Here is a 22,188-nt window from a genome sequence, read left to right as displayed (position 1 = left end):
GCCGGGGCCGACCGGCCTGGCCGCTGAACCGGCGGTTCGGCCGGGTGGTTCGGCGGGGAGGGTCGGCGGGGCCGGGCCGGCGGCGTCAGGCCGCCGGGGCGGGCCGGCGGGGCCGGGTCAGCGGGCTCCGGTGAGCAGTTCGGCGGCGGCCCGGGCGGCGGCCCGGGTCGCGCCGTGGGTGGCCAGGTGCAGCCCGCCGGTGACCAGCTCGGGCAGGCCCAGTTCGACCACGACGGCGTCCGGCCGGGTGTCCAACGCCCGGTCGACCGCGGCCCGCATCCAGGGGTGCCGGTGCAGGTCCCGTACCACCAGCACCAGCGGTCGGCCGGCCGCCGCGGCGGTCGGGTCGGCAGGCAGGTCGGCCTCGGTGAGCCGGACGGTGGTGGTGCCGGGAATCAGGTCGGCCAGGGGTGCCCCGAGCCCCCACGGGGTCTCCGCGCCGATCGCGATGTTGTGTGGCGCGGCGAACTCGACCACGTGCGCGGCGGCGGTCAACGGCAGCCGGCCGACCGCGTCGCCGCTGACCCGCAGCGCCCGCCGGGCGGCGGTCAGGCCGACCGGTGAGCCGTCGGCGGGGCGCGGGGCGTGGGCGGGCCGGCCGGCGCGGGCGGCGGTGCTCCACTCGGCGAGCTGACCGACCCGCTTGGCGGCCTCGGCGAGGCGTTCCTCGGGCAGCTCACCGGCGAGGACCGCGGCCACGATCGCGTCGCGCAGGTAGCGGGCGGTGGCCTCGTCGGCGCGTTCGCCGCCGACGCAGATCGCGTCCGCTCCGGCGGCGAGGGCCCGTACGGCGGTGCCGGCGAAGCCGTACCGGTCGGCGACGGCGCGCATCTCCACCGCGTCGGTGACCACCACGCCGGAGAAGCCCAGTTCCTCGCGGAGCAGGTCACCGAGGATGCGGGGGCTGAGGGTGGCCGGCAGGTCGGGGTCGAGGGCGGGGACCAGCAGGTGCCCGGTCATCACCGCCTGCACCCCGGCGGCGACGGCGGCCCGGAAGGGGACCAGCTCGCCGGCGTCGAGCCGGGCCCGGCTGGCGGCGATCCGGGGCAGGTCGTGGTGGGAGTCGACCCGGGTGTCGCCGTGGCCGGGGAAGTGCTTGGCGCAGGCGGCCACCGCGGCGGACTGGAGGCCGCGTACCCAGGCGGCGGTGTGCCGGGCCACCAGCTGCGGGTCGGCGCCGAAGGAACGCACCCCGATCACCGGGTTGGCCGGGTTGATGTTGACATCGGCGTCCGGCGCGTAGTTGAGGGTGATGCCGAGGTCGGCGAGTTCGACACCGAGGTCGCGGGCCACCTCCTCGGTGAGGGCGGGGTCGTCGACGGCGCCGAGGGCGAGGTTGCCGGGTCGGGAGCTGCCCCGGCCGGACTCGATCCGGGTGACGTCGCCGGCCTCCTCGTCGATGGCCACCAGCACGTCGGGGCGCTCGGCGCGCAGCGTCGCGGTGAGCGCGGCCACCTGCTCGGGGTCGACGACGTTGCGGGCGAACAGCACCACCGCGCCGAGCCCGTCGGCGAGCCACCGGCAGACCCAGTCGGGCGGGGTGGTGCCGACGAAGCCGGGTTGCAGGACGGTGGCGGCCAGCCCCGCCAGGTTGCGCTCGTTCATCCGGCCCCGGTACCCCCGTCGCGTGTCGACGGCCCGGTGCCGTCGCGGTGCTGCCATGGTCACACCGGGCGACGTAATAGTCAATAAACCTTACTGTTACTGTCTGGCGTCGGTCGGGGCGGCATGCGACAGTGCGGGGATGGACCTGCCGCCGCTCGCCGACGCCACCTCACCGGCCGACATCCCCGGCGTACGCCTGCTCGGCCTGGTGGTCGGCGGGTTGCTGCTGCTGGCCGCGATCCGCGCCATGTTCGGCCGCCGCTGACCGACTGATCCCCCACCACCCGGGGTACCGCTAGCGGAGGTCACGCCGCACCCGGCGGCGTCCCGGCGAGGGGACACCATGAAGATCGGTTACTTCCTGTCCAGTGAGGAGTTCACCCCGGCGCAACTGCTGGAGCAGGCCCGGGGGGCCGAGCGGGCCGGTTTCCAGGCACTGTGGATCTCCGACCACTACCACCCGTGGACGGACGCCCAGGGGCAGAGCCCCTTCGTCTGGTCCGTCATCGGAGCGCTGAGCCAGGTCACCTCGTTACCGGTGAGCACGGCGGTGACCTGCCCCACGGTCCGCATCCACCCGGCGGTACTGGCGCAGGCCGCGGCGACCAGCGCCGTCATGCACTCCGGCCGGTTCGTCCTCGGCGTCGGCACCGGCGAGGCGCTCAACGAGCACATCCTCGGCGACGCCTGGCCGCAGACCGACGTCCGGCTGGACATGCTGGAGGAGGCCGTCGCGGTGCTGCGGGAGCTGTGGCGGGGCGACTTCGTCAACCACCACGGCCGGCACTACACGGTGGAGCACGCCCGCATCTACACGCTGCCCGACACACCCCCGCCGGTGTACGTCTCCGGCTTCGGACCCAAGGCCGTCGACCTGGCCGCCCGGATCGGCGACGGCTACGTGAGCATGATGCCCGACGGCGACCTGGTCAGCCGGTTCCGGGACAACGGCGGCGGCGACAAGCCGTGCCAGGCCGGCTTCAAGGCCGCGTACGCCGACACCGAGGACGAGGGCGCCCGGATCGCGTACGAGACGTGGCCCAACGCCGGGGTGCCGGGCGAGTTGTCCCAGGTGCTGCCCTCCCCCCGGCACTTCGAGCAGGCGGCCCAACTGGTCACCCCGGAGCAGGTGCGGCAGGGCTTCGTCTGCGGCAACAGCGCCGACGCCCACCTCGAGATGATCGACCGGTACGCCAAGGCCGGCTTCGACGAGGTCTACGTGGGCAACGCCGGCCCGCACTGGCAGGGCCTGTTCGACCTCTACCAGCGTGAGGTGCTCCCCCACCTCCGCTGACCCCTCCCCCACCGACCACGATCGACCACGGGTCACCGACGCACACCGCCGTCGGTGACCCGTGGTCGATCGCGCGTGCGCGCCCGGTCACGACGCCTGACCTGCGACGTACCGGCCCCCGTGGGCGGTGGGTCCGATCCGGTGGGAGCGGTTTCGGCATCGATGCCCCCGGGTACCTCCGGCCCTCGATGAAGCTGTCCATGCACTCGACGACGTTGCGCCGCGCGGCGCGCAGCCTGTTCGGCTGGAAAGCGCTGCGGCCCAACCAGCTCGCCGCCATGCGCGCGGTGATGAAACGACGCGACGCCCTGGTGGTACTCCCCACCGGAGCCGGCAAGTCGGCGATCTACCAGATCCCGGCCAGCCTGATCCCCGGGCCGACGGTGGTGATCTCCCCCCTGCTGGCCCTCCAGCAGGACCAGATCGCCGCGCTCAACGAACGCCAGCGGCCCGAGCTGCGCGCGGTGCGGATCAGCTCCGACGAGAGCGCGGCCCAGCAGGCCGAGGCGATCACCGAGATCCGGCAGGGGCGGGCGGAGTTCCTCTTCATCACCCCGGAGGCGCTGGCCAACCCCGACCGGATGGCCGAGGTGCGGTCGCTGGAGCCGGCCCTGGTGGCGATCGACGAGGCGCACTGCATCTCGGCGTGGGGGCACGACTTCCGCCCCGACTACCTGGCGTTGGGCCACCTGATCGACGGTCTCGGCCGCCCGCCGGTGGTGGCGTTGACCGCCACCGCCTCCCCGCCGGTACGCGACGACATCATCGCCCGGCTGCGGCTGCGCGACCCCGAGGTGGTGGTCTCCGGGCTGGACCGGCCGAACCTGTTCGTCGAGGTCGCCCACTGCCCGACCGACGACTACCGCTGGCGACGGCTGATCGCGCTGCTGCGCGACGACGAACGACCCGGCATCATCTACGTGCCGACCCGGCGGGCCGCCGAGGAGTTGGCCGAGCGACTGACCACCGCCGGATACCCGGCGGAGTTCTACCACGGCGGGATGCCCACCGCCGCCCGGCACCGGCTGCACGAGGCGTTCCTCGCCGACCAGGTGCCGATCATGGTGGCGACCTCGGCGTTCGGCATGGGCATCGACAAGCCCAACATCGCCTGGGTGGTGCACATGGCGCTGCCCGACTCGCCGGACAGCTACTTCCAGGAGATCGGCCGGGCCGGGCGTGACGGTGCGCCGGCCCGGGTGCTGCTGCTGTGGCGGGCCGAGGACGTCGGCCTGCAACGCTACTTCTCCGGCGGCCTACCCGACGAGACCGAGCTGCGGGACCTCGCCGCGCTGCTGCGTCGTCGACCGGCCACCAAGAAGGCGCTGCGCGAGTCGACCGGCCTCGGGCCGCGCAAGCTCGGCCAGTACCTGGCCCTGCTGGAGCAGATCGGCGCGGCCGAGCCCCGGGCCGGGCAGAAGATCGGTGCCCCGCGCTACGCCCCCACCGCGGCGGCGGCCGGCGCGGCGGCCCTGGCCGAGGCGGAACGGCAGCAGACCGTGACCCGGTCCCGTACCGACATGATGCGGGCGTTCGCCGAGACCACGGGCTGCCGGGGGCAGGTGCTGCTGGCCTACTTCGGTGAGCAGATGTCGCACATCTGCGGGCACTGCGACAACTGCCACGCCGGCACCAGCGTCGCCAACGACGGCGCGGTCGGCCCTTTCCCGGTGCACAGCCAGGTCCGGCACCCCGAGTGGGGCCCCGGCCTGGTCCTCAACTACGAGGACGACCGGATGACGGTGCTCTTCGACGAGGTGGGTTACAAGACGCTCTCCGTGCGCGTGGTGTCCGAACAGGGTCTGCTGACGCTGGACTAGCCTGACCCGGGCGACCCGGTGCCGTTGCCCCGCCCGGACGACCCGGTGCCGTGCCGCGACCGGGTGGTGGCGGTGTGGCCGCCGGAGTGGTGGTGGCGCGGCCGGGTGGTGGCGGTGCCGCAGGAATGCCTTCGCGCGGTGCACCCGTGCGAGGGGCACAGGGGAAACAACCGAGAGGGGCTCAGTCGTGATCGAACAGCCGGCGTACACCGGGTTCGGGTTCTCCGACGAGGAGTGGGGGCTGCTGGTCGGCCTGCCGCAGTCGGTCCTGACCGCGGCGAGCGCCGCCGAGTCGGACGGCGCCCGGCGGACCCGGGCCGAGAACGCGGCCGGGCTGGAGACCATCTCCGCCGGCCGGGAGTCGGCCAGCCCGCTGGTCGCCGCCGTCGCCGGGGAGATCGTGTCCCGGGTGGGCGACCCGGAGGCCGGCGAGGAGTTGCCGGTCATCTCGCCGGCCGATCCGCAGGCGCTCATCGACGACGTGCTGGTCCGGGCCGGGGAGGCGGCCGCCCTGCTGGCCGCCAAGGTCGACGAGGGCGAGGGCGGGGCCTACCGGCACTGGCTGGTGGAGATCGCCGAGCAGGTGGTCGGGGCGGCGTCCAGCGGGGGGCTGCTCGGCATCGGCGGCGACCAGGTCAGCGATTCGGAGCGCAGGTTCCGCGACCGGCTCTCCCAGGTCCTCAACGACTGAACACCGCACCGCGTACGGCTACGGGCCGGGCCGCCGTCAGGCTGGCCCGGCCCGCGCTGTCGTCAGCGTCGTCGACCCGCGCCGACCGCACCGCGCGTACGCGGGTTCCTGCCTCAAGGTCACGCTCGAACATGGTTGTAGTGGCATCGCCACGCCCGGAGGCCACTACAACCAGGAAGCAGCATGATCTTGCTGGGTGCACGCGGGGTGGGCTCTTCGTCCACAATGGTGGGGTGATGCCCGCCGACGGGGAGGCCGGACATGGTGCACCGCACAGTGATCGACACCGAACAACTGCCACCGACGGAACGGTTCGGGATGTGGCTGGACCTGGTCGCCCGGACCGCCGCGCCGTTGCGGATCCGCTCCGCGCACCAGCACGACTTCCGGGCCCGCGCCGAGTTCGTCGAACTGGGTCCGCTCCAGTTGGTGCGGTACCGCTACCCGTCGTTGGAGGCGGTCCGCACCGCGAAGCTGGTCCGGCGTACCGAGGTGGACTTCCACATGCTCGCCCTCACCACCAACGGCACCGGCATCGCCGGGCAGGCCGGGCGGGAGAGCCGCCTGGGCGCGGGCGAGTTCACCTTCTACGACGGCTCCCGGCCGCACGAGGTGAGCCACCTCGGCGACGGCAACGGCGCGGAGCACGCCGCCTCGATCGTCGCCCTGATCCCGTACGGGTCGATCCCGCTGACCCCGGATCGGCTCACACCGCTGCTGGCCGGCCGGATGTCGGCCAGCGAGGGCATCGGCGCGCTGGTCGCCCAGTACCTGACCCGGATCACCTCGTACCCCGAGCAGTACCGGCAGGCCGACGCCGAACGGCTGGGCGGGGTGGCGCTGGACCTGGTCTCCACCATGTTGGGCCGGTACCTGGTCGCCGAGGACGAGCTGCCCCGCGAGGTACGCCGTCAGGCGCTGCTCGCCCAGGTGCGGGCGTACGCCCGACGTCGGCTGGGCGACGCCGGGCTGACCCCCGCCACCATCGCCGAGGCGCACCACGTCTCCGTACGGAGCCTGCACCGGCTCTTCGAGGCGGAACAGACCACGGTGGCGGCGTACATCCGGGAACTGCGGTTGGAGCGCTGCCGGCGGGACCTGGCCGATCCCGCGCTGGCGCACCGGCCGGTCCAGGCCATCGCCGCCCGCTGGGGTTTCCGGGACAAGGCGCACTTCAGTCGCGCCTTCCGGGCCGCCCATCAGCTGACCCCCCAGGCGTACCGGACGCTCCACCTGCAACAGGCACGGATAGTCAACAGCCCGGCGTCCGAAGTCAACCCGGGGCCGACATACTGACCGTGGGCCGACGGTCACCCGACCGTGCGGCCCGACGGTAACGGGGGACCGCGGTGGCGTCCGTGACCCACGGTCACGGACGACCGCCCCGGTGCCGCATCCACCCGGCGCGACCGACATCGCGCGGTGGGCTCCCCGGCCGCACCGACCCCGGCCCCGTCGCCCTTCCCCCCAGGACTCGCGGCGGGGCCGGTCAGGCCTCCTCCAGCAACTCCAGCACCAGCCGCTCGACCTGCTCCTGCGGGGAGCCGGCGGCCACGGGCAGCACCACCCCGTCGTGGTAGAGGTCGACCACCCGGGGATCCACGTACGACGTACGGGCCACCGTGGGGGTGTTGCCGAGCAGTTCGGCGACCTCCCGCATCACCCCGGCCACCGCCCGGCGACGGGCCGTCATGGAACGCTGCGTCCCCACGGTCGCCAGTTCCGTGGCCGCCCGGACGGTGGCGTGCCAGGTGCGGAAGTCCTTGGCGGTCATCTCGCCGCCGCTGGCGTCGCGCAGGTATCCGTTGACCTCGTCGCTGCGCACGTCCCGCCAGGCCCGCCCGTCCCAGTAGCCGAAGAGCCGTTCCTCGGTCCGCCGTCGCCGCCGCAGGGTGGTCAGCACCCGGCACAGCTGCGGGTCCTCGATCCGGCGGACCTGGGCGATGCCACCCTTGGCCGGGAACTCGAAGACCACGCAGCCACCCCGGGACCGGGCGTGCTCCGGGCGCAGGGTGGAGACCCCGAAGGTGGCGTCCTCGCCGACGGCGTACTGCTCGTTGCCGACCCGGAAGGTGCCCATGTCGAGCAGGCGGGCGACGGTGGCGAGCACCCGGTCCCGGTTCAGCCCCCGGCCGGCCAGGTCACCGGCGATACGCTCCCGCAGGCTCGGCAGCCGCCGGGCCACCTCCAGCACGTGGTCGAACTTCGCCTCGTCCCGCTTACGCCGCCACTCGGGGTGGTAGAGGTACTGCCGGCGCCCTGCGGCGTCGGTACCGGTGGCCAGGATGTGCCCGTTGGGGTACGGCGCGATCCACACGTCCGACCAGGCCGGTGGGATCACCAGGTCGCCCAGCCAGGCCAGGGTGTCGGGGTCCCGGACCCGGTCACCGTGCCGGTCCAGGAAGGTCCAGCCCTTGCCGCGTCGGCGACGCCCGTACCCCGCCCGACCCGGATCACTGCGCCGCAGTCGCACCTCAGACCCGTACCGTTTCCTCGGCCTCGTCCACGGCGGCCAGCACCCGGTCGACCGGGAGCGCCGCCCATCTCGACGCCGGTGGTACCCCGGACGAACCGTCGCAATCCTCGCCCGACGCCCAGAGCACCCGGTGCCACGGCCGATCCGGCGGCGGCCCCCACCGGGCCGGAGGCACCGGGCCGAACAGCAGCACCGACGGCACCCGGTAGGCGGTCGCGAGGTGGCCGACCCCGGTGTCCCCGCTGACCACCAGCCGGGCGGCGGCCACCAACGCGGCCAACTCACCCAGGTCGGTCCGACCGGCCAGCACCACCGACCCCGGCAGGCCCGCGTCGGCCGCCACCCGGCCGGCCAGCTCCCGCTCGCCTGCCGAGCCGGTCACCACCACCCGGTGCCCCCGGTCGGTCAGCTGCCGGGCCAACGCGGCGAACCGGTCCGCCGGCCACCGCTTCGCCTCGACCTTGCTACCGGGATGCACGACTGTCGCCCCGGTCGGCATCCGCCCCGCTGCCGGCCGGCGCAACGCCAGGTCGGTGCGGTCGGCCGTGACGCCGTACCAGGCGAGCAACCGGCACCACCGGTCCACCTCGTGTTCGTCGTCGCGCCAGCCGGGGCCGGCGCAGTGCCCGGCCGGCGGACACCGGAAGGCCCACAGCCGGCCCGCCCCGGCCAGCATCCGGTGCGAGCCCGGTCCCCGACCGTGCAGGTTGACCGCCACCTCCGGCGGCGGCCCGGACCACCCCGGCGCACCCGACGGCGACGACCCGGGCCAGGACGGCGCACCACCGGACGACCGGTCGGGCCACCGGGTCGGGTCGGGCCAGGGTGGCCGGCCGAGGTCGTCGGTGGGTAGTAACCGGTCGATCCCGCCGACCAGGTCGACCAGCGGGCCCAGCCAGGCCGGCGCGGCCAGCACCAGCTCCTCGTCCGGGTATCCGGCCCGCAGCGCCCGCAGCGCGGGCACCGCGGTGGCCAGGTCACCGACGCCGAGCGCCCGCAGCACCAGGATCACGGGTACGAGGTCTCCTGTTCGGCGCAGACCACCAGCTCCCGGACGGCACAGCCGGGTGGTTGGGACAGCGCGAACATGATCGCGGCGGCGGTGTCGGCCGGGTCGTTGAGTTTGGCGTCCGGCCCCGGTCGGTACTGCGGGTCGCGGTCGTCGAAGAAGGCGGTCCGCATCCCGCCCGGGATCACCAGGGTCACCCCGACGCTGCCGGCCAGCTCGGCGGCGAGCGACCGGGTGAACCCGACCACCCCGAACTTCGCCGCGCAGTACGCGGTGGCGTCCCCGACCGCCTTGACGCCCAGGGTGGAGGCGACCGTGACGACGTTGCCCCGGGACTCCTCCAGGTAGGGCAGCGCGGCCCGGATCACCGCCACCGTGGCGAGCAGGTCCACCACGACGATCCGCTCCCAGGTGTCGCGGGGTACGTCGGCCAGCCGGCCCGGCACGTCCATCCCGGCGGCGGTCACCACCGCGTCCAACCCGCCGACCCGCTCGGCCAGCTCCCGGGTGGCCTCCTCGGCGGCCCGGGTGTCGGCCAGGTCGCACTCGACCCACGGCACCCCGTCGCCGGGGCGGCGTCGGTCCAGCACGAGTGGTCGTCCGCCGGAGCCGGCCACGGCGGCGACCACCGCCGCGCCGAGCCCGCTCGACCCGCCGGTGACCAGGACGGCCGGACCGGCACCGGGTGGACTGCTGCTCATCGTGCTCCCTCCGCTGTCGTACGTGCCGGGCCCGCCGTCGAAGGCGCCGGGCCGGCCGGGGTACCCGCCGACCCCGGCTGCGGGGCGGCGGTCCGGCGTCCACCGCGGGCCGCCGCGATCATCTCGGTGGTGGAACGCCCGGCGAGGTACGGCACCACCACGCTGTCCCCACCCCACCGGCGCAACAGCTCGGCCTCCGGCAGGGCCGGTCCGTCACCGACGCCGGTGGCGTAGTCCCCGCCCTTGACCCAGATGTCGGGCCGCAGCCAGCCCAGCGCCGCGTGCGGGGTGGTCTCGTCGAAGACCACCACCGCGTCGACGCAGCCCAGCGCGGCGAGCAGCCGGGCCCGGTCCCCCTGCGGGATCACCGGCCGGTCCGGGCCCTTGAGCGCGGTGACGCTGGCGTCGGAGTTCACGCACACCACCAGGCAGTCGCCGAGCTGCCGGGCGGCCTGGAGGGTCGCCACGTGCCCGGCGTGCAGCAGGTCGAAGCAACCGCCGGTGGCCACCACCGTCCCGCCGGCCGCCCGGACCTCGGCCACCACCGCACCGGCGGCGGCGGCCCCGATCCGCTCCCCGCCGCCGACCAGCACCGGCGGGCAGGCGCGCACCGGTGCGGGCAGCGCGGTGGCCACTCCCCCGTCCGCCACGTACGCCGACGCCGCGCCGACCGCCGCCTGGACCGCCTCGGAGACCAGCGCACCCTGGGCCAGCGCCAGCCCGGCCGCCGCGGCGAACCGGTCCCCCGCCCCGCAGGTGTCCCCCTCGGCGGACAGCGGCGCGGAGACCATCAGCGGGGTCGAACCGGCGGAGCAGAGCAGCGCGCCGTCACCGCCGAGGGTGACCACCACCGCCCCGGCCCGCCACCGGTCCCGCAGCCCCTGCCCGGCACGGGCCGCGACCGCCAGCCGGGACCCGCCCGGCGGCACCTTCGCCAGGTCCCGGGCCTCCGCCTCGTTCGGCGTGACCAACTGCACCCCGGGCACGGCGACCGGGCCACGCGGATGCGGGTCCCACACCACCGGGGCCCGGGTCGCGGCCAGCGCCGCCCGCAGCGCCGGCTGCCGGGCCACCCCCCGGCCGTAATCGCTGACCAGCACCGCGGACGCCCCCGCGAGCAGCCGGAGGACCGCCTCGGAGGGTGGCCCCGGTTCTCCCGCCGCGCCGCCCCGGTCATGGCGCAGCAGCACCCGGCCCCGGGCCCGCAGCCGGATCTTCTCCGGCGTGGTCCCGGCCAGCGGCAGGCCGTACACCTGCACCCCGGCGGCGGTCAGCAGGCAACTGAGCCGGGCCGCCCCGGCGTCGTCGGCGAGGGCGGTCACCAACGCCACCTCGGCACCTGCGGCGGCGGCGAAGACGGCGGCCAGGCCCGCCCCGCCGGGCCGGTCGGCGTACGCCGTCTCGTCCAGCACCGGCACGGGTGAGTCGGGGCAGAGCCGGTTCACCACCCCCTCGACGTCCCGGTCGAGCAGGGTGTCCCCGACCACCACCAGTGGGCCCCTCACGCCGGATCCTCCCGGTGCCCGTCGGCCGCCGGGTCGATCCCGTCGACGACCACCTCCACCCCGGCCCGCACCGGACCGGGGTCCGCCAGCGGTGGCACGGGCCGACGATCCCCCGCCGGACCATCCCCCAACGGACCGTCCACCGGCAGACCGTCCGACGGGTCGGGCAGGGCGTCCACCGACGGATCGGGCACGGCGTCCAGCAGCGGATCGGGCGGTTCGTCGGCCGGCGGGCCGTCGACCGGCAGGTCCGGGACGGCGACCGGGGTGGCGGGCGGCGGCCCGGTCGGGGCGACGCCACGGTCGGCGGCCACGGCGGCCGACTGCCCGGCCAGGGCCGCCAGCGCCGTGGGCAGCGCCCGGTCGACGTACTCGCAGAGCACGTGGGTGGAGACCAGGTGCAGCTCCTGCACCACCTGGCTGTCCGGGGAGGCGACGGTCAGCGCCTCGTGGCAGGCCCCGGCGAGCGGGTTCGGCGCGGGGCCGGTGAACGCCCAGCAGCGCAACCCGGTCTCCCGGGCGGCGTCGACGGCGGCGAGCAGGTTGCCACTGGCCCCGCTGGTCGACATCAGCAGCAGCACGTCACCCGGCCGGCCGTGGGCCCGTACCTGGCGGGCGAAGACCTCGTCGTAGCCGTAGTCGTTGCCGATCGCGGTCAACGCCGAGGTCTCGGCGTGCAGGGCGATCGCCGACAGCGGCTGCCGGTCGTCACGCAGCCGGCCGACCAGCTCGGCGGTGAGGTGCTGGGCCTCGGCGGCGCTGCCCCCGTTGCCGGCGACCAGCAACCGCCCGCCGCCGACCAGGATGCCGGCCAGCTCGGTGCCCCAGCGGGCCAGCAACGGCTCCGCCGCGCGGTACGGCAGCATCGCCTCGACCAACAGGTCGAGGTGCGCGTCCAGCAGGCCGGCCCGCGCCGCCCGGGTCGACGTCGTCATCAGGCGACCACCCGGCTCGGCCGGTGCACGGCGGCGACCTCGGCGTACACCTCGGCCAGCCGGTCGGCGGCGGTCGCCCAGGAGTAGCTGTGGCGGGCCCGCTGCAACGCGGCGGTGGCGTACCCGAAGCGGCGGATCCGGTCGCCGAGCAGGCTGCCCAGCGCGGCGGCCAACGCCTGCGGGTCACGGGCCGGGACCAGGTCGCCGGTCACCCCGTCGACCACGGTGTCGCGGATGCCGCCGACCGCGGTACCGACGACGGGCACCCCGCAGGCCATCGCCTCCAACGGGGTCAGCCCGAACGGTTCGTACCAGGGCGCGGCGACCAGCACGTCGGCCGACCGGTACCAGCGGCCCATCTCCTCCCGGGGCACCGCCCCGACCAGCCGGACCCGGTCGGCGACCCCGCAGGTGCCGGCGAGCGCCCGCAGCCGCCGGGCGTACGGGTCGGTCTCCAGCAGCCCGGCGGGCGGCCCCCCGACCACCAGGCACTCGGCGTCGGGCACCAGTGCCATCGCCCGGATCACCGTCTGGAAGCCCTTACGCTCGACCAGCCGGCCGACGGTGAGCACCCGGGGACGGTCGGGTTCCCGCTCGACGGCCGGGCCGAGCGGGGCGAAGGTGTCCAGGTTCACCCCGGACGGCACGACGGTCATCCGGGACCGGGGGACACCGAGGCGGACCAGCTCCCCGACCTCGTCGCGGCACTGGGCGACGACCCGGTCGACGGCGCGGCCCAGTTCCCGTTCGTAGCCGATCCGCCGGGCCGGGCTGGTGTCCTGCACCCCCTGGTAGCGCTTCTTGACGGTGCCCAACGCGTGGTAGGTCTGCACCACCGGCACCCCGGTCTGCCGGCTGGCGGCGAGCGCGGCCAGCCCGCTCATCCAGAAGTGCGCGTGCACCACCTCGGGTGTCCAGTCCCCGCCCCGCCACCGGGCGGTGAGCCAGTGGCTGAACTCCTTCATGTGCGGCAGCAGGGCGTCCTTGGCGACCGGCTCGGCCGGGCCGGCGGGCACGTGCACCACCTCGTACCCGTCCGGGGCCCGGACGGTGACCGGCAGGTCGACGGCGTCGCGCCGGGTGTAGACCCGGACGTCGTGGCCGGCCGCCACCAGCGCGGCGGAGAGTTCCGCGACATGCGTGTTCTGCCCACCGGCGTCCTCACCGCCCAGCACGGCGAGCGGGCTGGCGTGCTCGGAGATCATCGCGATGCGCATACTTCCTCCTCCAGCAGGCGGTCCCAGTCGGCGAGGAAACGGTCGAGGCCGTAACGGCCCAGCGCGGCGGTACGCGCCTGCGTACCCACCCGGCGGGCCTCGGCGGGGTCGGCGACGAACCCGGCGGCGGCGGCGAGCAGGGTGTCGACCCGGGTGGACAGCGCCCCCGCCTCCGGTGGCACCGCCTGTACGGCCTCGGTGGTGGCCAGCGCGACCACGGGCATGCCGATGGTCATCGCCTCGATCAGACTCAGCCCCAGCGAGGTCCACCGGCACAGGTGCAGGTAGGCCCGCCGCCGGGCCAACTCGGCGTGCATCCGGTGCTGCGGGACGTCGTCGTGGCTGGTCAGCCGGTCGGCCGGCAGGCCCAGGTGGTCGGCGAGCCCGGCGACCTTCATCCCGAAGACGTCCAGCGGGGCGATCTCGGCGAACCGGGCCAGCAGGTCGGTGCCGGTGATCCGCCCCCGGCGTACCGGCTCGTTGATCACCACGGCGAGCCGGTCCAGCTCGCCGGTCCAGGTGACGGCGGGGGGCACCACCCCGTGCTCGACGACTGCGGTGCGGGTGCTCCCGTTGTCCCAGAACAGCTCGTTGAAGTGGGTGACGTGGGTGAGCAGCAGGTCGTCCCGGTCGGCCATCGGGTGCCGGGTGTTCGGCACGTCGCCCTTCGGGGTGTTGTGTTCGACGTAGACCGCCGGCACCGCCCGGCCCACCGGTCGGCCGAGCCACTCGCCGGCCAGGTCGTACTCCTCGGGGCGTTGCAGCAGCACCACGTCGACGTCGGCGTGGCGCAACTGCTGCGGGGTCACCTCGACGGCGCTGTCCGGCCACGGGTAGGTGCGCGCCCGGCCCAGCCCGTACGCGCCCCGGTCGGGGGTGACCGGCACCAGGTAGCGGTGCTTGCCGTGCACGAAGGACGTGGTCCACGACCCGTGTACGTGCCAGAGCAGGATGTTCATCGGTGACTCCCCCGCCCCACGGTCACCGGCGACAACCCGGCCGGCGAGGGTCCGGCCGGTGACGGTCCGGCCGGGCCGAGGAGCGGCACGCCGACCGGGCCGGTCGGGGCGTCGGCGGGAACGCCCAGCAGGCGTACCGCGTCGAGGACCCGGCCCGGTTCGACGGCGGCCAGGCAGGGGTGGCCGGGTACCGGGCAGACCGTGGCCCGGGTGTCCCGGCAGGGGGCGGCGGCGTCGCCCAGCCGGACCGTCGGCACCCGGTACGGACCCCACTGTCCGTAGGGGACGGTCGGGGCGAACAGGCTGACCACCGGCACGCCCAGCGCCGCGGCCAGGTGCGCCGGCCCGGTGTTGCCCACCACCAGCGCACCGGCGTCGGCGAGCACCCCGGCCAGGTCGGCCAGCCCGGTCCGGCCGCCCAGGTCGATGCCGGTGTCGCCGGCCACCCGGGCGGTCAGCGCGGCCTCGTCGGGTCCGCCGGTGACCGCCACCCGGTGCCCGGCGGCGGTGAGCACCCGGACGATCCGGGCGGCCAGGTCGGGTGGCACGGCCCGGCTCGGCACCGCCGAACCGGGATGCAGCACCAGGTAGCCGGGGTCGCCGAGCCCGGCCGGTGCGGGCGGCAGCCGGTCGGTGCGCACCCGCAGCCGCAGGTCGTCGCCGTCGGGCAGGGCGAAGCCGGCGGCGACGGCCAGCGACAACGCCCGTTCCGGCTCGGGCAGCCCGGCGGGGACCCGGTGCCGGACGTCGAGCAGGGAGCCGGGGTAGTCGTCACTGATCGCGCTGACCCTCGGGACACCGGCCATCCGCAGCAGCAGGGCCAGCGGCAGCGGTGACTGGTGGAAGGAGGTGAAGACGACCGCCTCGTCGGCGCGTACCGCCCGCAGCCGGGCGGTGAGCCGGTCGATGTCCTGCGGGTCGACCGGGGCGGGTGCGCCGTCGATCCAGGGCAGCGGCCACTCGACGATCTCGTCGACACCGGGCAGCAGGGCGGCGGCGTCCCGGCCCCGGGGGCCGCAGAGCAGCACGACGCGCCCGGCGTGACCGGCGACGGCGCGGATGGCGGGACCGGTGACCAGGACGTCCCCGGCGGAGTCGCTGCGGACCACCAGCACGGTGCCGGTGCGGCGCGGGGACGGCGCGGCGACCAGGGCGGCCCGGCGCAGGATCAGGTCCACGGCGGCGGGCAGGTCGGCGGCGACGTGTCCGGCGGCGGCCACCTCGGCGGCCCGGGTGGTGGGGGTGGGCACCAGGATCGCGGCGGCACCGGCCGCAGCGGCGGCGGCCTGGTCGGCGTCGATGTCCCCGACCAGCACGCAGCGGTCCGCGGTGGTGCCGAGCGCCCGCGCGGCGGCGTGCACCATGCCCGGGGCGGGCTTGCGGCAGCCGCAGCCGGCGCGCTCGTCGTGCGGGCAGTGCTGCCAGGTGTCGAACGGGCCGAGCAGCTCCTCCACCCGGGCGTTGACGGCGCGCAGCTGTGCGGCGGTGAACAGCCCCCGGGCCAGCCCCGACTGGTTGGTGACCACCCCGAGGCGCAGGCCCGCGGCGCGCAGCCGGTCCAGTGCCGCCCGGGCCCCCGGCACCGGCCGGACCTTGTCCGGGTCGCCGTTGTAGGGGACGTCCTCGATCAGGGTGCCGTCGCGGTCGAGCAGCACCGCGTCGTACAGCGCGGGACGGCCCCGGCCAACGCCCGGGTCAACCCGGCCTGACCTGCACTGATATGGCTCCGCGTCCCGTGGCACGGGCGGCGGGTTCCCGAGGCCCCGGGGAGTAAACCTGACCCTGTCGGCAGGTGGGTCGGGTCGCCGGTGCAGCGTTACCCGTCGGCCCGGAGAAGCTAACGCGCCGGGTTAGGCCGGGACGACCCGGGTACAGGGCAGCGATGGCGATCGTGGAGAGAGTGGTCGATGCACCCCCGCAGCAGGTCTTCGACGTGCTGGCCGACGGGTGGACGTACAGCGACTGGGTGGTCGGCACGGTGCACGTGCGCGACGTCGACGCGCAGTGGCCCCGGGTGGGCACCCGGCTGCACCACCGGGCCGGGCCGTGGCCGTTCTCGCTGGAGGACGCCTCGACGGTGCTGGCCTGCGACCCACCGCACCGGCTGGTGCTGCGGGCCGGCCTGTGGCCGGCCGGGGAGGCGATCGTGGTGTTCACCCTGACCCCGACCGGTGACGGTGCGACCCGGGTCCGCATCGGCGAGGACTTCGCCGCCGGCCCGTTGCGCTGGTTCCGCACCAAGCTCAACGACCTGGTGCTGCACCAGCGCAACAAGGAGACCCTGCGTCGGCTCTCCGACATCGCCGTACGGCAGAAGGCCGACACGCACGCCGATCGGTGACCGGACGGTCGCGGGGAGCCTCGGCGGGGTCCCGCCGGGCTTTTGGCTACCCTGTGGGGGAATGCCGTCCGCCGACTGAGGATGTCCGACATGATCGAACCCGTGGAGCTGCCGTCACCGTGGCGGGACGCACGCCTGACCGTCGTGGTCCCCACCTACAACGAGGCGGGCAACCTCCCGGTGTTGGTCGACCGGCTGCTGGCCCTTCCGCTGCCGGGGTTGAAGGTGCTCGTCGCCGACGACAACTCGCCGGACGGCACCGGCGAGGTGGCCGACAAGCTGGCCATCGAGCACCCGGACAAGGTGCAGGTGGTGCACCGGGCCGGCAAGGAGGGCCTGGGCCGGGCGTACGTCGACGGCATCGGCCGGGCCCTGGACGGCGGCGCGGAGTACGTGGCGCAGATGGACGCCGACCTGTCGCACCCGCCGGAGGCGCTGCCCGGGATGCTGGGGGCGTTGCTGTCCACCCAGGCCGGCGTGGTGATCGGCTCCCGGTACGTGCCCGGCGGCCAGCTCGACGAGGCGTGGCCGCTCTACCGGCGGGCGCTCAGCGGCTGGGCCAACCTGTACGTGCACACGCTGCTGCGGGTGCGCATCCGTGACCTGACCGCCGGCTTCAAGATCTGGCGGGCCGACGCGTTGCGCGACATCGGCCTGCACCGGGTGCAGTCGAACGGTTACAGCTTCCAGGTGGAGATGCACTACCTGGCCACCAAGCTGGGGCACACCATCCTGGAGGTGCCGATCCGGTTCGAGGAGCGTCGCGACGGCCTGTCCAAGATGACGACCGCCACCAAGGTGGAGAGCGCGCTGATGCCGTTCAAGCTGCGTACCCGGCACCGCAACCTGGACTCCTGACGAGGGCACCGGTGACCGGGGTCGCCGGTGACCGCTGCGGGGCCGGTTCCGCCCGGTTCAGTGGTCGGCGCGGTAGAGCGTCCGGTGCGCGGCGGCGATCATCCCGGCGTACAGGCCGCCGGTGACGGCACGGTCGCGGGCCAGCGCGGCGCGGGCGGCGTTCGCGCCGGGTGCGCCGTGCACCCCGCCGCCGGGGTGCGCCGACGCGCTGGCCAGGTAGAGCCGGTCGATGGGGGTGTCGGCCCGGCCCAGGCCGGGGATCGGGCGCAGGAACAGCTGCTGGTACGCCGCCGCGGTGCCACCGCCCAGCGCCCCGCCGACCAGGCTCGGGTCACCCTGCTCCAGCTCGGCCGGACCGGCGACGTGCCGGCCGACGATCCGGCTGCGGAACCCGGGGGCGGCGGCCTCCAGCACGTCCTCCATCCGGTCCACCTGGCGGGCGATGTCCTCGGCCCGCCAGTCCCGCCGGAACGGCAGGTGGGTGTACGCCCAGAGCGACTCGGTGCCGGCCGGCGAGTGCGTCGGGTCGGCGGTGCTCATCTGCCCCACCAGCAGGAACGGCTGCGCCGGGATCTCGCCCCGGGCCAGTTCGGCGGAGTACGTGGTGAGCCCGTCGAGATCGGCGCCCAGGTGCACGGTGCCGGCGCCGGCCACCGCCGGGTTGGTCCACGGCAGCGGGGCGGACAACGCCCAGTCGACCTTGAGGGTGGAGCCGTCCCAGCGGAAGTGGGCCAGGTCCTCCACCAGTCGGGGTGGCAGCAGAGCGGCACCCACCAGGTCCAGGTAGAGGGCGGGAGCGGGCACGTCGGCGAGCACCGCCCGGCGGGCCCGAAACGTGGCCCCGCCGACGGTACGCACCCCCATCGCCCGGCCCCGGGCGGTGAGCACCCGGTCGACCTGCGCCCGGTAGGAGATCCGGCCGCCGCGTTCGGTGAGCCGGGCGACCAGCGCGTCGGTGATCCGCTGGGCGCCACCGACCGGCACCGGCCAGCCGACCTGCTGACCCAGCATGGCCAGCAGCCAGCCGTAGACGCCGGAGCCGGCCTCCTCGGGGGACAGGTCGGTGTGCAGGGCGCAACCGGCCAGCAGCGCGGGGCCGCCCTCGCCGGTGAACAGTTCGCCGCCGAGTTTGCGTACCGGCAGGACCAGCCGGCGGGCCAGGCGCAGCGCGCCGCCGACCCGCAGTTGGCGTAGCAGACCCAGCCCGCCGCGTACCGGGGGGAAGGGGGTGGTGATGGCGTCGAGCATCGGCCCGGACACCTGCGCCCAGTCGGCGTACGCGTGCCGCCAGCGGTCCCCGTCGCCGGGGGCGAACGTCTCCAGCGAGGCGGCGGTGGTGTCCAGGTCCCGGTTGATCACCGCGGCCCGCCCGTCGGGCAGCAGGTGGGCCAGCACGTCGGGGGCGTGCGTCCAGGTCAGCCCGTAGCGGGGCAGGTCGAGGCCGGCCAGCACCGGGGAGGCGTACCCGAGGGGGTAGAAGGAGCTGTAGAGGTCGCTGAGGTAGCCGGGGGCGGTGACCTCGGCGGACCGGACCGCCCCACCGGGCAGGGCGGTCGCCTCCAGCACCAGGACGTCCCAGCCGGCGTCGGCGAGCAGGTTGGCCGCCACCAGGCCGTTGTGTCCGGCGCCGATGACGACGGCGTCCGCGCTGTCCGTGCCGGTCGCGATCATCAGATCCGGCTACCCGGCCGGCAACCGGGCGAAACGCGTTTGCTTCGCCGGGAGCGGGGCATCCCGCCGCATGTACCGGGTGGAGCAGCTGATCGGCGGGGTGTGGGGCGCGGGCGGCGAGGGTGGTGAGCTGACGGTCCACGACCCGGCCGACGGCTCCCCCGTCGGCACCGTGCCGGTGGCGACGGCGGACGAGGTGGCCAAGGCGGTCGAGGCGGCCCGGGAGGTGGCCGCCGAGTGGGCGGCCACCGCGACGGCGCAGCGTGCGGAGCTGCTGCTCCAGGCGGCGGACGCGGTGGCGGCGGACGCGGAGGAGTTGGCCGCGGCGACCACGGCGGAGATGGGCAAGCCGCTGGGTGACGCCCGGGGCGGGGTGGCAGCCGGCGTGGGCACCCTGCGCCAGTACGCCGAACTGGGCCCGCTGCGGGGCGGCCGGACGCTGCACGGCGGCATCGACGCGATCGACTTCATGACGCCGCAGCCTCGGGGGGTGGTCGCCGCGATCACCCCGTGGAACGACCCGGTGGCGGTCTCCTGCGGCCTGCTCGGTGCCGCCCTGGTCACCGGCAACGTGGTGCTGTTCAAGCCCAGCGAACGGACCCCGGTGACCGGTTGGCTGCTGGCCCGGCTGCTCGACGGGGTGTTCCCGGCGGGGGTGCTGTCCCTGCTGACCGGGGGCGCGGAGGTGGGTGCGGCGTTGGCCGCGCAGCCGGTGGACGTGGTGGCGCACGTCGGTGCCACCGCGACCGGCCGGGCGATCGCGGCGGCCTGCGCCCGGACCGGGGCCAAGGCCCTGCTGGAGAACGGCGGCAGCGACCCGCTGGTGGTCGACGCCGGGGTGGACCCGGGCTGGGCGGCCGAACAGGCGGCCCTCGGGGCGTTCGCCAACGCCGGGCAGCTCTGCGTGGCGGTGGAGCGGATCTACGCGCACCGGGACGTCGCGGAGGACTTCGTCGACGCGCTGGTGCAGCGGGCCGGGGCGCTGGTCGTCGGGCCGGGGCGCGACCCGGCCACCGAGCTGGGCCCGCTCGTCGACCGGCGGCACCGCGACCAGGTGCACGGGCAGGTCACGGCGGCGGTGGCGCAGGGGGCGACGCTGCGCGCCGGTGGGGTGCTGCCGGACGGGCCGGGGGCGTTCTATCCGGCGACGGTGGTCACCGACTGCCGGCACGAGATGACGCTGGTCCGGGAGGAGACGTTCGGGCCGGTGGCGGCGGTGGTTTCGGTGGATTCGTTCAGCGAGGCGCTGCGGTGTGCCGCCGACTCGCCGTACGGGCTGGCGGCGACGGTGCTGACCGGGTCGATGAGCCACGCCCAGCGGGCCTGGCGGGAGCTGCCGGTTGGCACCGTGAAGGTCAACGCGGTGTTCGGGGGCGCTCCGGGTGGTGCCGCGCAGCCACGCCGGGGCAGCGGCCAGGGCTTCGGGTACGGCCCGGAACTGCTGGACGAGTTCAGCACGGTCAAGGCGGTCCACCTGGAACCGCCGGCCGGCGGGCACTGGTGAGCCGGGCCGCCCCGAACCGGGGGCGGCCCGCGTACCTCACCGGATCCGGTGGTCAGTCGCCCCGGGCCTTGCGGGTGGCCCGGTCGTTGGCCTTCTCGATGGCCTTGACCAGTTCCGGCTTGGTCATCCGACTGCGGCCCGGCACGTCGAGTTTCTTCGCCACCTGCATCAGGTGGTCCTTGGTGGCGTTGGCGTCCACCCCGCCGGCGGTGGGTGCCCGGCGGGCGGGGCCACCGCCGGCGGCCTGCCGGTCGCTGGGTCCCTTGCGTCCCTTGGGTTCCCAGTGGTCGCCGACCTTCTCGAAGCTGTGCTTGACGGCGGCGAAGGCGGCGCGGTGCGCCCGTTCCCCCTCGCCGTAGGTCTGCACCGCCGAGTCGTGTGTCTTCTCCCAGGTGCGTTGCGCCTTGTCCGGGGAGCGTCGCAGCGTGCTGGGCAGTACCTCGCGCCCGGGCATCTCGTCCTCCTCCGCGTCGACTGTCTGGCTGTCTGCACGGTTCCCTGCGCCCGCACCGGCAAACACGGGCGTCGGGTTTGTCGATTTCCGCCGTCGGGTACCGCCCGGCCCAGGCGCGCACCGGACGTCGGGTCCGCGGGTCGCCGGGCGACGAGGAGCCGAGCATGGCAGCGACGACGGAGCCGACCGCGGTCGCCGAGGACGGACCGCAGCTGCGGATTCCCCGGCGGATGCGCCAGTTGAGCTGGTCCACCTGGCGGGGGGTGCTGATCCGCAGCGGGCAGGGTTTCGTGAAGGACAACTGCGCCGATTGGGCGGCGGCGTTGACCTACTACGGGGTGCTCGCCCTCTTTCCGTCCACGGTCGTGGTGGTCGCCCTGGTCGGTCTGGTCTCCGACGGCGAGCGCACCGTGGACACGGTGTTGGATCTGGCCCGCGACATCGGGGCCGGCTCGGTGGTCGGCAACGAGGGTTTCGTCTCGGTGGTCCGCACGGTGGTCGACCAGCAGAGCGGCACGAAGGTGCTGCTCAGCTTCGGGTTGGCGGGTGCGTTGTGGTCGGCGTCCGGGTTCATCGGCGCGTTCACCCGGGCCTCCAACGCGATCTACGGGGTCGAGGAGGGCCGCCCGTTCTACCGGCTCCGCCCGTTGCAGATCGCGATGGCCGCGCTGTCGCTGGTGCTGCTCGCGGTGGTGGCGCTGGGCCTGATCGTCAGCGGCCCGGTGACCGACGCGGTGGGTGACCTGGTGGGGGCGGGTGGACTGGCCCGCACGGTGTGGAGCGTCGCGAAGTGGCCGGTACTGGCCATGGTGATGATGACCCTGTTGTCGCTGATGTTCTGGATCGCACCGAACGTCCGGCAGCCCCGGTTCCGCTGGCTCACCCCGGGTGGGGCGGTGGCCCTGCTGTCCTGGATCGTCGCCTCCTTCGGTTTCGGCCTCTACGTGGCCAACTTCGGCTCGTACGACGTCACCTACGGCAGCCTGGGCGCGGTCATCGCCTTCCTGGTGTGGCTGTACCTGTCGAACTCGGCGCTGATGTTCGGGGTGCAGATCAACGCCGAGTTGCAGCGGGGACGCCGGTTGCAGGCGGGCCGGGACGCCGCGGCTGAGCCGGCGTTGCCGCCGAAGGCCACCGCCGGTTCGTGA

The 22,188-nt window shown here is 75.0% G+C and carries 19 protein-coding genes and 1 pseudogene; 9 read left to right on the top strand and 11 right to left on the bottom strand.

The window, feature by feature from the left end; genetic code table 11:
- Positions 1 to 117: 117 nt before the first annotated feature.
- Positions 118 to 1,605 carry a glycoside hydrolase family 3 protein gene (locus tag JQN83_RS23980; protein ID WP_208569413.1) on the bottom strand — a complete coding sequence of 496 codons (1,488 nt, stop codon included), beginning with the start codon at positions 1,603 to 1,605 and terminating at the stop codon, positions 118 to 120.
- A gap of 139 nt (positions 1,606 to 1,744) precedes the next feature.
- Here JQN83_RS23980 and JQN83_RS33880 point away from each other — a divergent pair, with 139 nt between their 5' ends.
- The 5 genes from JQN83_RS33880 to JQN83_RS23960 all read left to right on the top strand — a co-directional run bounded on the left by JQN83_RS33880 (position 1,745) and on the right by JQN83_RS23960 (position 6,706).
- Positions 1,745 to 1,870: a hypothetical protein gene (locus JQN83_RS33880; RefSeq protein WP_255470159.1), complete on the top strand. Its 126-nt coding sequence runs from the start codon at positions 1,745 to 1,747 to the stop codon at positions 1,868 to 1,870.
- 78 nt (positions 1,871 to 1,948) lie between these two features.
- Entirely contained in the window at positions 1,949 to 2,899 is a 951-nt protein-coding gene (locus tag JQN83_RS23975; protein ID WP_208569412.1) for a TIGR03557 family F420-dependent LLM class oxidoreductase, read from the top strand.
- A 188-nt stretch (positions 2,900 to 3,087) separates the two neighbouring features.
- Positions 3,088 to 4,719, top strand: a complete 1,632-nt coding sequence (locus tag JQN83_RS23970) for a RecQ family ATP-dependent DNA helicase (RefSeq protein WP_208569411.1) — start codon at positions 3,088 to 3,090, stop codon at positions 4,717 to 4,719.
- Positions 4,720 to 4,906: 187 nt separating this feature from the next.
- Positions 4,907 to 5,410 (top strand): hypothetical protein, encoded by a 504-nt coding sequence (locus JQN83_RS23965; RefSeq protein WP_208569410.1) that lies wholly within the window; start codon positions 4,907 to 4,909, stop codon positions 5,408 to 5,410.
- 261 nt (positions 5,411 to 5,671) lie between these two features.
- A complete protein-coding gene (locus JQN83_RS23960; protein ID WP_208569409.1) occupies positions 5,672 to 6,706 on the top strand; it encodes an AraC-like ligand-binding domain-containing protein in 1,035 nt (344 codons plus the stop codon).
- Between the two features lie 193 nt (positions 6,707 to 6,899).
- On the opposite strand, the gene JQN83_RS23955 is transcribed toward JQN83_RS23960, so the two are convergent.
- The 8 genes and pseudogenes from JQN83_RS23955 to JQN83_RS23920 all read right to left on the bottom strand — a co-directional run bounded on the left by JQN83_RS23955 (position 6,900) and on the right by JQN83_RS23920 (position 15,954).
- Positions 6,900 to 7,883, bottom strand: coding sequence for a DNA topoisomerase IB (locus JQN83_RS23955; RefSeq protein ID WP_208569408.1), 984 nt, complete (start codon positions 7,881 to 7,883; stop codon positions 6,900 to 6,902).
- A 1-nt stretch (position 7,884) separates the two neighbouring features.
- Positions 7,885 to 8,898 (bottom strand): glycosyltransferase family 9 protein, encoded by a 1,014-nt coding sequence (locus JQN83_RS23950; RefSeq protein ID WP_208569407.1) that lies wholly within the window; start codon positions 8,896 to 8,898, stop codon positions 7,885 to 7,887.
- Entirely contained in the window at positions 8,895 to 9,596 is a 702-nt protein-coding gene (locus JQN83_RS23945; RefSeq protein ID WP_208569406.1) for an SDR family oxidoreductase, read from the bottom strand. The genes JQN83_RS23950 and JQN83_RS23945 overlap by 4 nt, the downstream gene beginning before the upstream one ends.
- Positions 9,593 to 11,101 (bottom strand): PfkB family carbohydrate kinase, encoded by a 1,509-nt coding sequence (locus JQN83_RS23940; protein WP_208569405.1) that lies wholly within the window; start codon positions 11,099 to 11,101, stop codon positions 9,593 to 9,595. Before JQN83_RS23940 ends, JQN83_RS23945 begins: the two co-directional genes overlap by 4 nt.
- Positions 11,102 to 11,331: 230 nt before the next feature.
- Positions 11,332 to 12,036, bottom strand: a pseudogene (locus JQN83_RS23935) (D-sedoheptulose-7-phosphate isomerase); the annotation flags it as partial.
- The gene (locus JQN83_RS23930; protein WP_208569404.1) at positions 12,036 to 13,253 is read right to left on the bottom strand and encodes a glycosyltransferase; all 1,218 of its coding nucleotides are present in this window, start codon (positions 13,251 to 13,253) and stop codon (positions 12,036 to 12,038) included. The gene JQN83_RS23930 and the pseudogene JQN83_RS23935, both read right to left, overlap by 1 nt.
- Entirely contained in the window at positions 13,238 to 14,212 is a 975-nt protein-coding gene (locus JQN83_RS23925) for a glycosyltransferase (protein ID WP_208569403.1), read from the bottom strand. The genes JQN83_RS23930 and JQN83_RS23925 overlap by 16 nt, the downstream gene beginning before the upstream one ends.
- Complete coding sequence (locus JQN83_RS23920) at positions 14,209 to 15,954, bottom strand: HAD-IIIA family hydrolase (RefSeq protein WP_208569402.1); 1,746 nt, start codon at positions 15,952 to 15,954, stop codon at positions 14,209 to 14,211. Before JQN83_RS23920 ends, JQN83_RS23925 begins: the two co-directional genes overlap by 4 nt.
- A gap of 140 nt (positions 15,955 to 16,094) precedes the next feature.
- Between JQN83_RS23920 and JQN83_RS23915 the strand changes: the two genes are divergently transcribed.
- Together JQN83_RS23915 and JQN83_RS23910 are read left to right on the top strand one after the other, a co-directional pair.
- Positions 16,095 to 16,553, top strand: coding sequence for an SRPBCC family protein (locus tag JQN83_RS23915; protein ID WP_208569401.1), 459 nt, complete (start codon positions 16,095 to 16,097; stop codon positions 16,551 to 16,553).
- 90 nt (positions 16,554 to 16,643) lie between these two features.
- The gene (locus JQN83_RS23910; RefSeq protein ID WP_208569400.1) at positions 16,644 to 17,411 is read left to right on the top strand and encodes a polyprenol monophosphomannose synthase; all 768 of its coding nucleotides are present in this window, start codon (positions 16,644 to 16,646) and stop codon (positions 17,409 to 17,411) included.
- A gap of 57 nt (positions 17,412 to 17,468) precedes the next feature.
- Here the strand turns inward: JQN83_RS23910 and JQN83_RS23905 are convergent, their stop codons facing one another.
- The gene (locus JQN83_RS23905; protein WP_208569399.1) at positions 17,469 to 19,082 is read right to left on the bottom strand and encodes a phytoene desaturase family protein; all 1,614 of its coding nucleotides are present in this window, start codon (positions 19,080 to 19,082) and stop codon (positions 17,469 to 17,471) included.
- A gap of 70 nt (positions 19,083 to 19,152) precedes the next feature.
- On the opposite strand from JQN83_RS23905, the gene JQN83_RS23900 reads away from it, so the two are divergent.
- Positions 19,153 to 20,586, top strand: a complete 1,434-nt coding sequence (locus tag JQN83_RS23900) for an aldehyde dehydrogenase family protein (RefSeq protein ID WP_208569398.1) — start codon at positions 19,153 to 19,155, stop codon at positions 20,584 to 20,586.
- Between the two features lie 52 nt (positions 20,587 to 20,638).
- On the opposite strand, the gene JQN83_RS23895 is transcribed toward JQN83_RS23900, so the two are convergent.
- Positions 20,639 to 21,040, bottom strand: coding sequence for a ChaB family protein (locus tag JQN83_RS23895; RefSeq protein ID WP_208569397.1), 402 nt, complete (start codon positions 21,038 to 21,040; stop codon positions 20,639 to 20,641).
- Between the two features lie 164 nt (positions 21,041 to 21,204).
- Here JQN83_RS23895 and JQN83_RS23890 point away from each other — a divergent pair, with 164 nt between their 5' ends.
- Complete coding sequence (locus JQN83_RS23890) at positions 21,205 to 22,188, top strand: YihY/virulence factor BrkB family protein (RefSeq protein ID WP_208569396.1); 984 nt, start codon at positions 21,205 to 21,207, stop codon at positions 22,186 to 22,188.

It is taken from the genome of Micromonospora antibiotica (assembly GCF_017599305.1).
In the GTDB taxonomy this organism is placed as follows: domain Bacteria; phylum Actinomycetota; class Actinomycetes; order Mycobacteriales; family Micromonosporaceae; genus Micromonospora; species Micromonospora antibiotica.
This window is presented reverse-complemented; position numbering and strand designations above follow the sequence as displayed.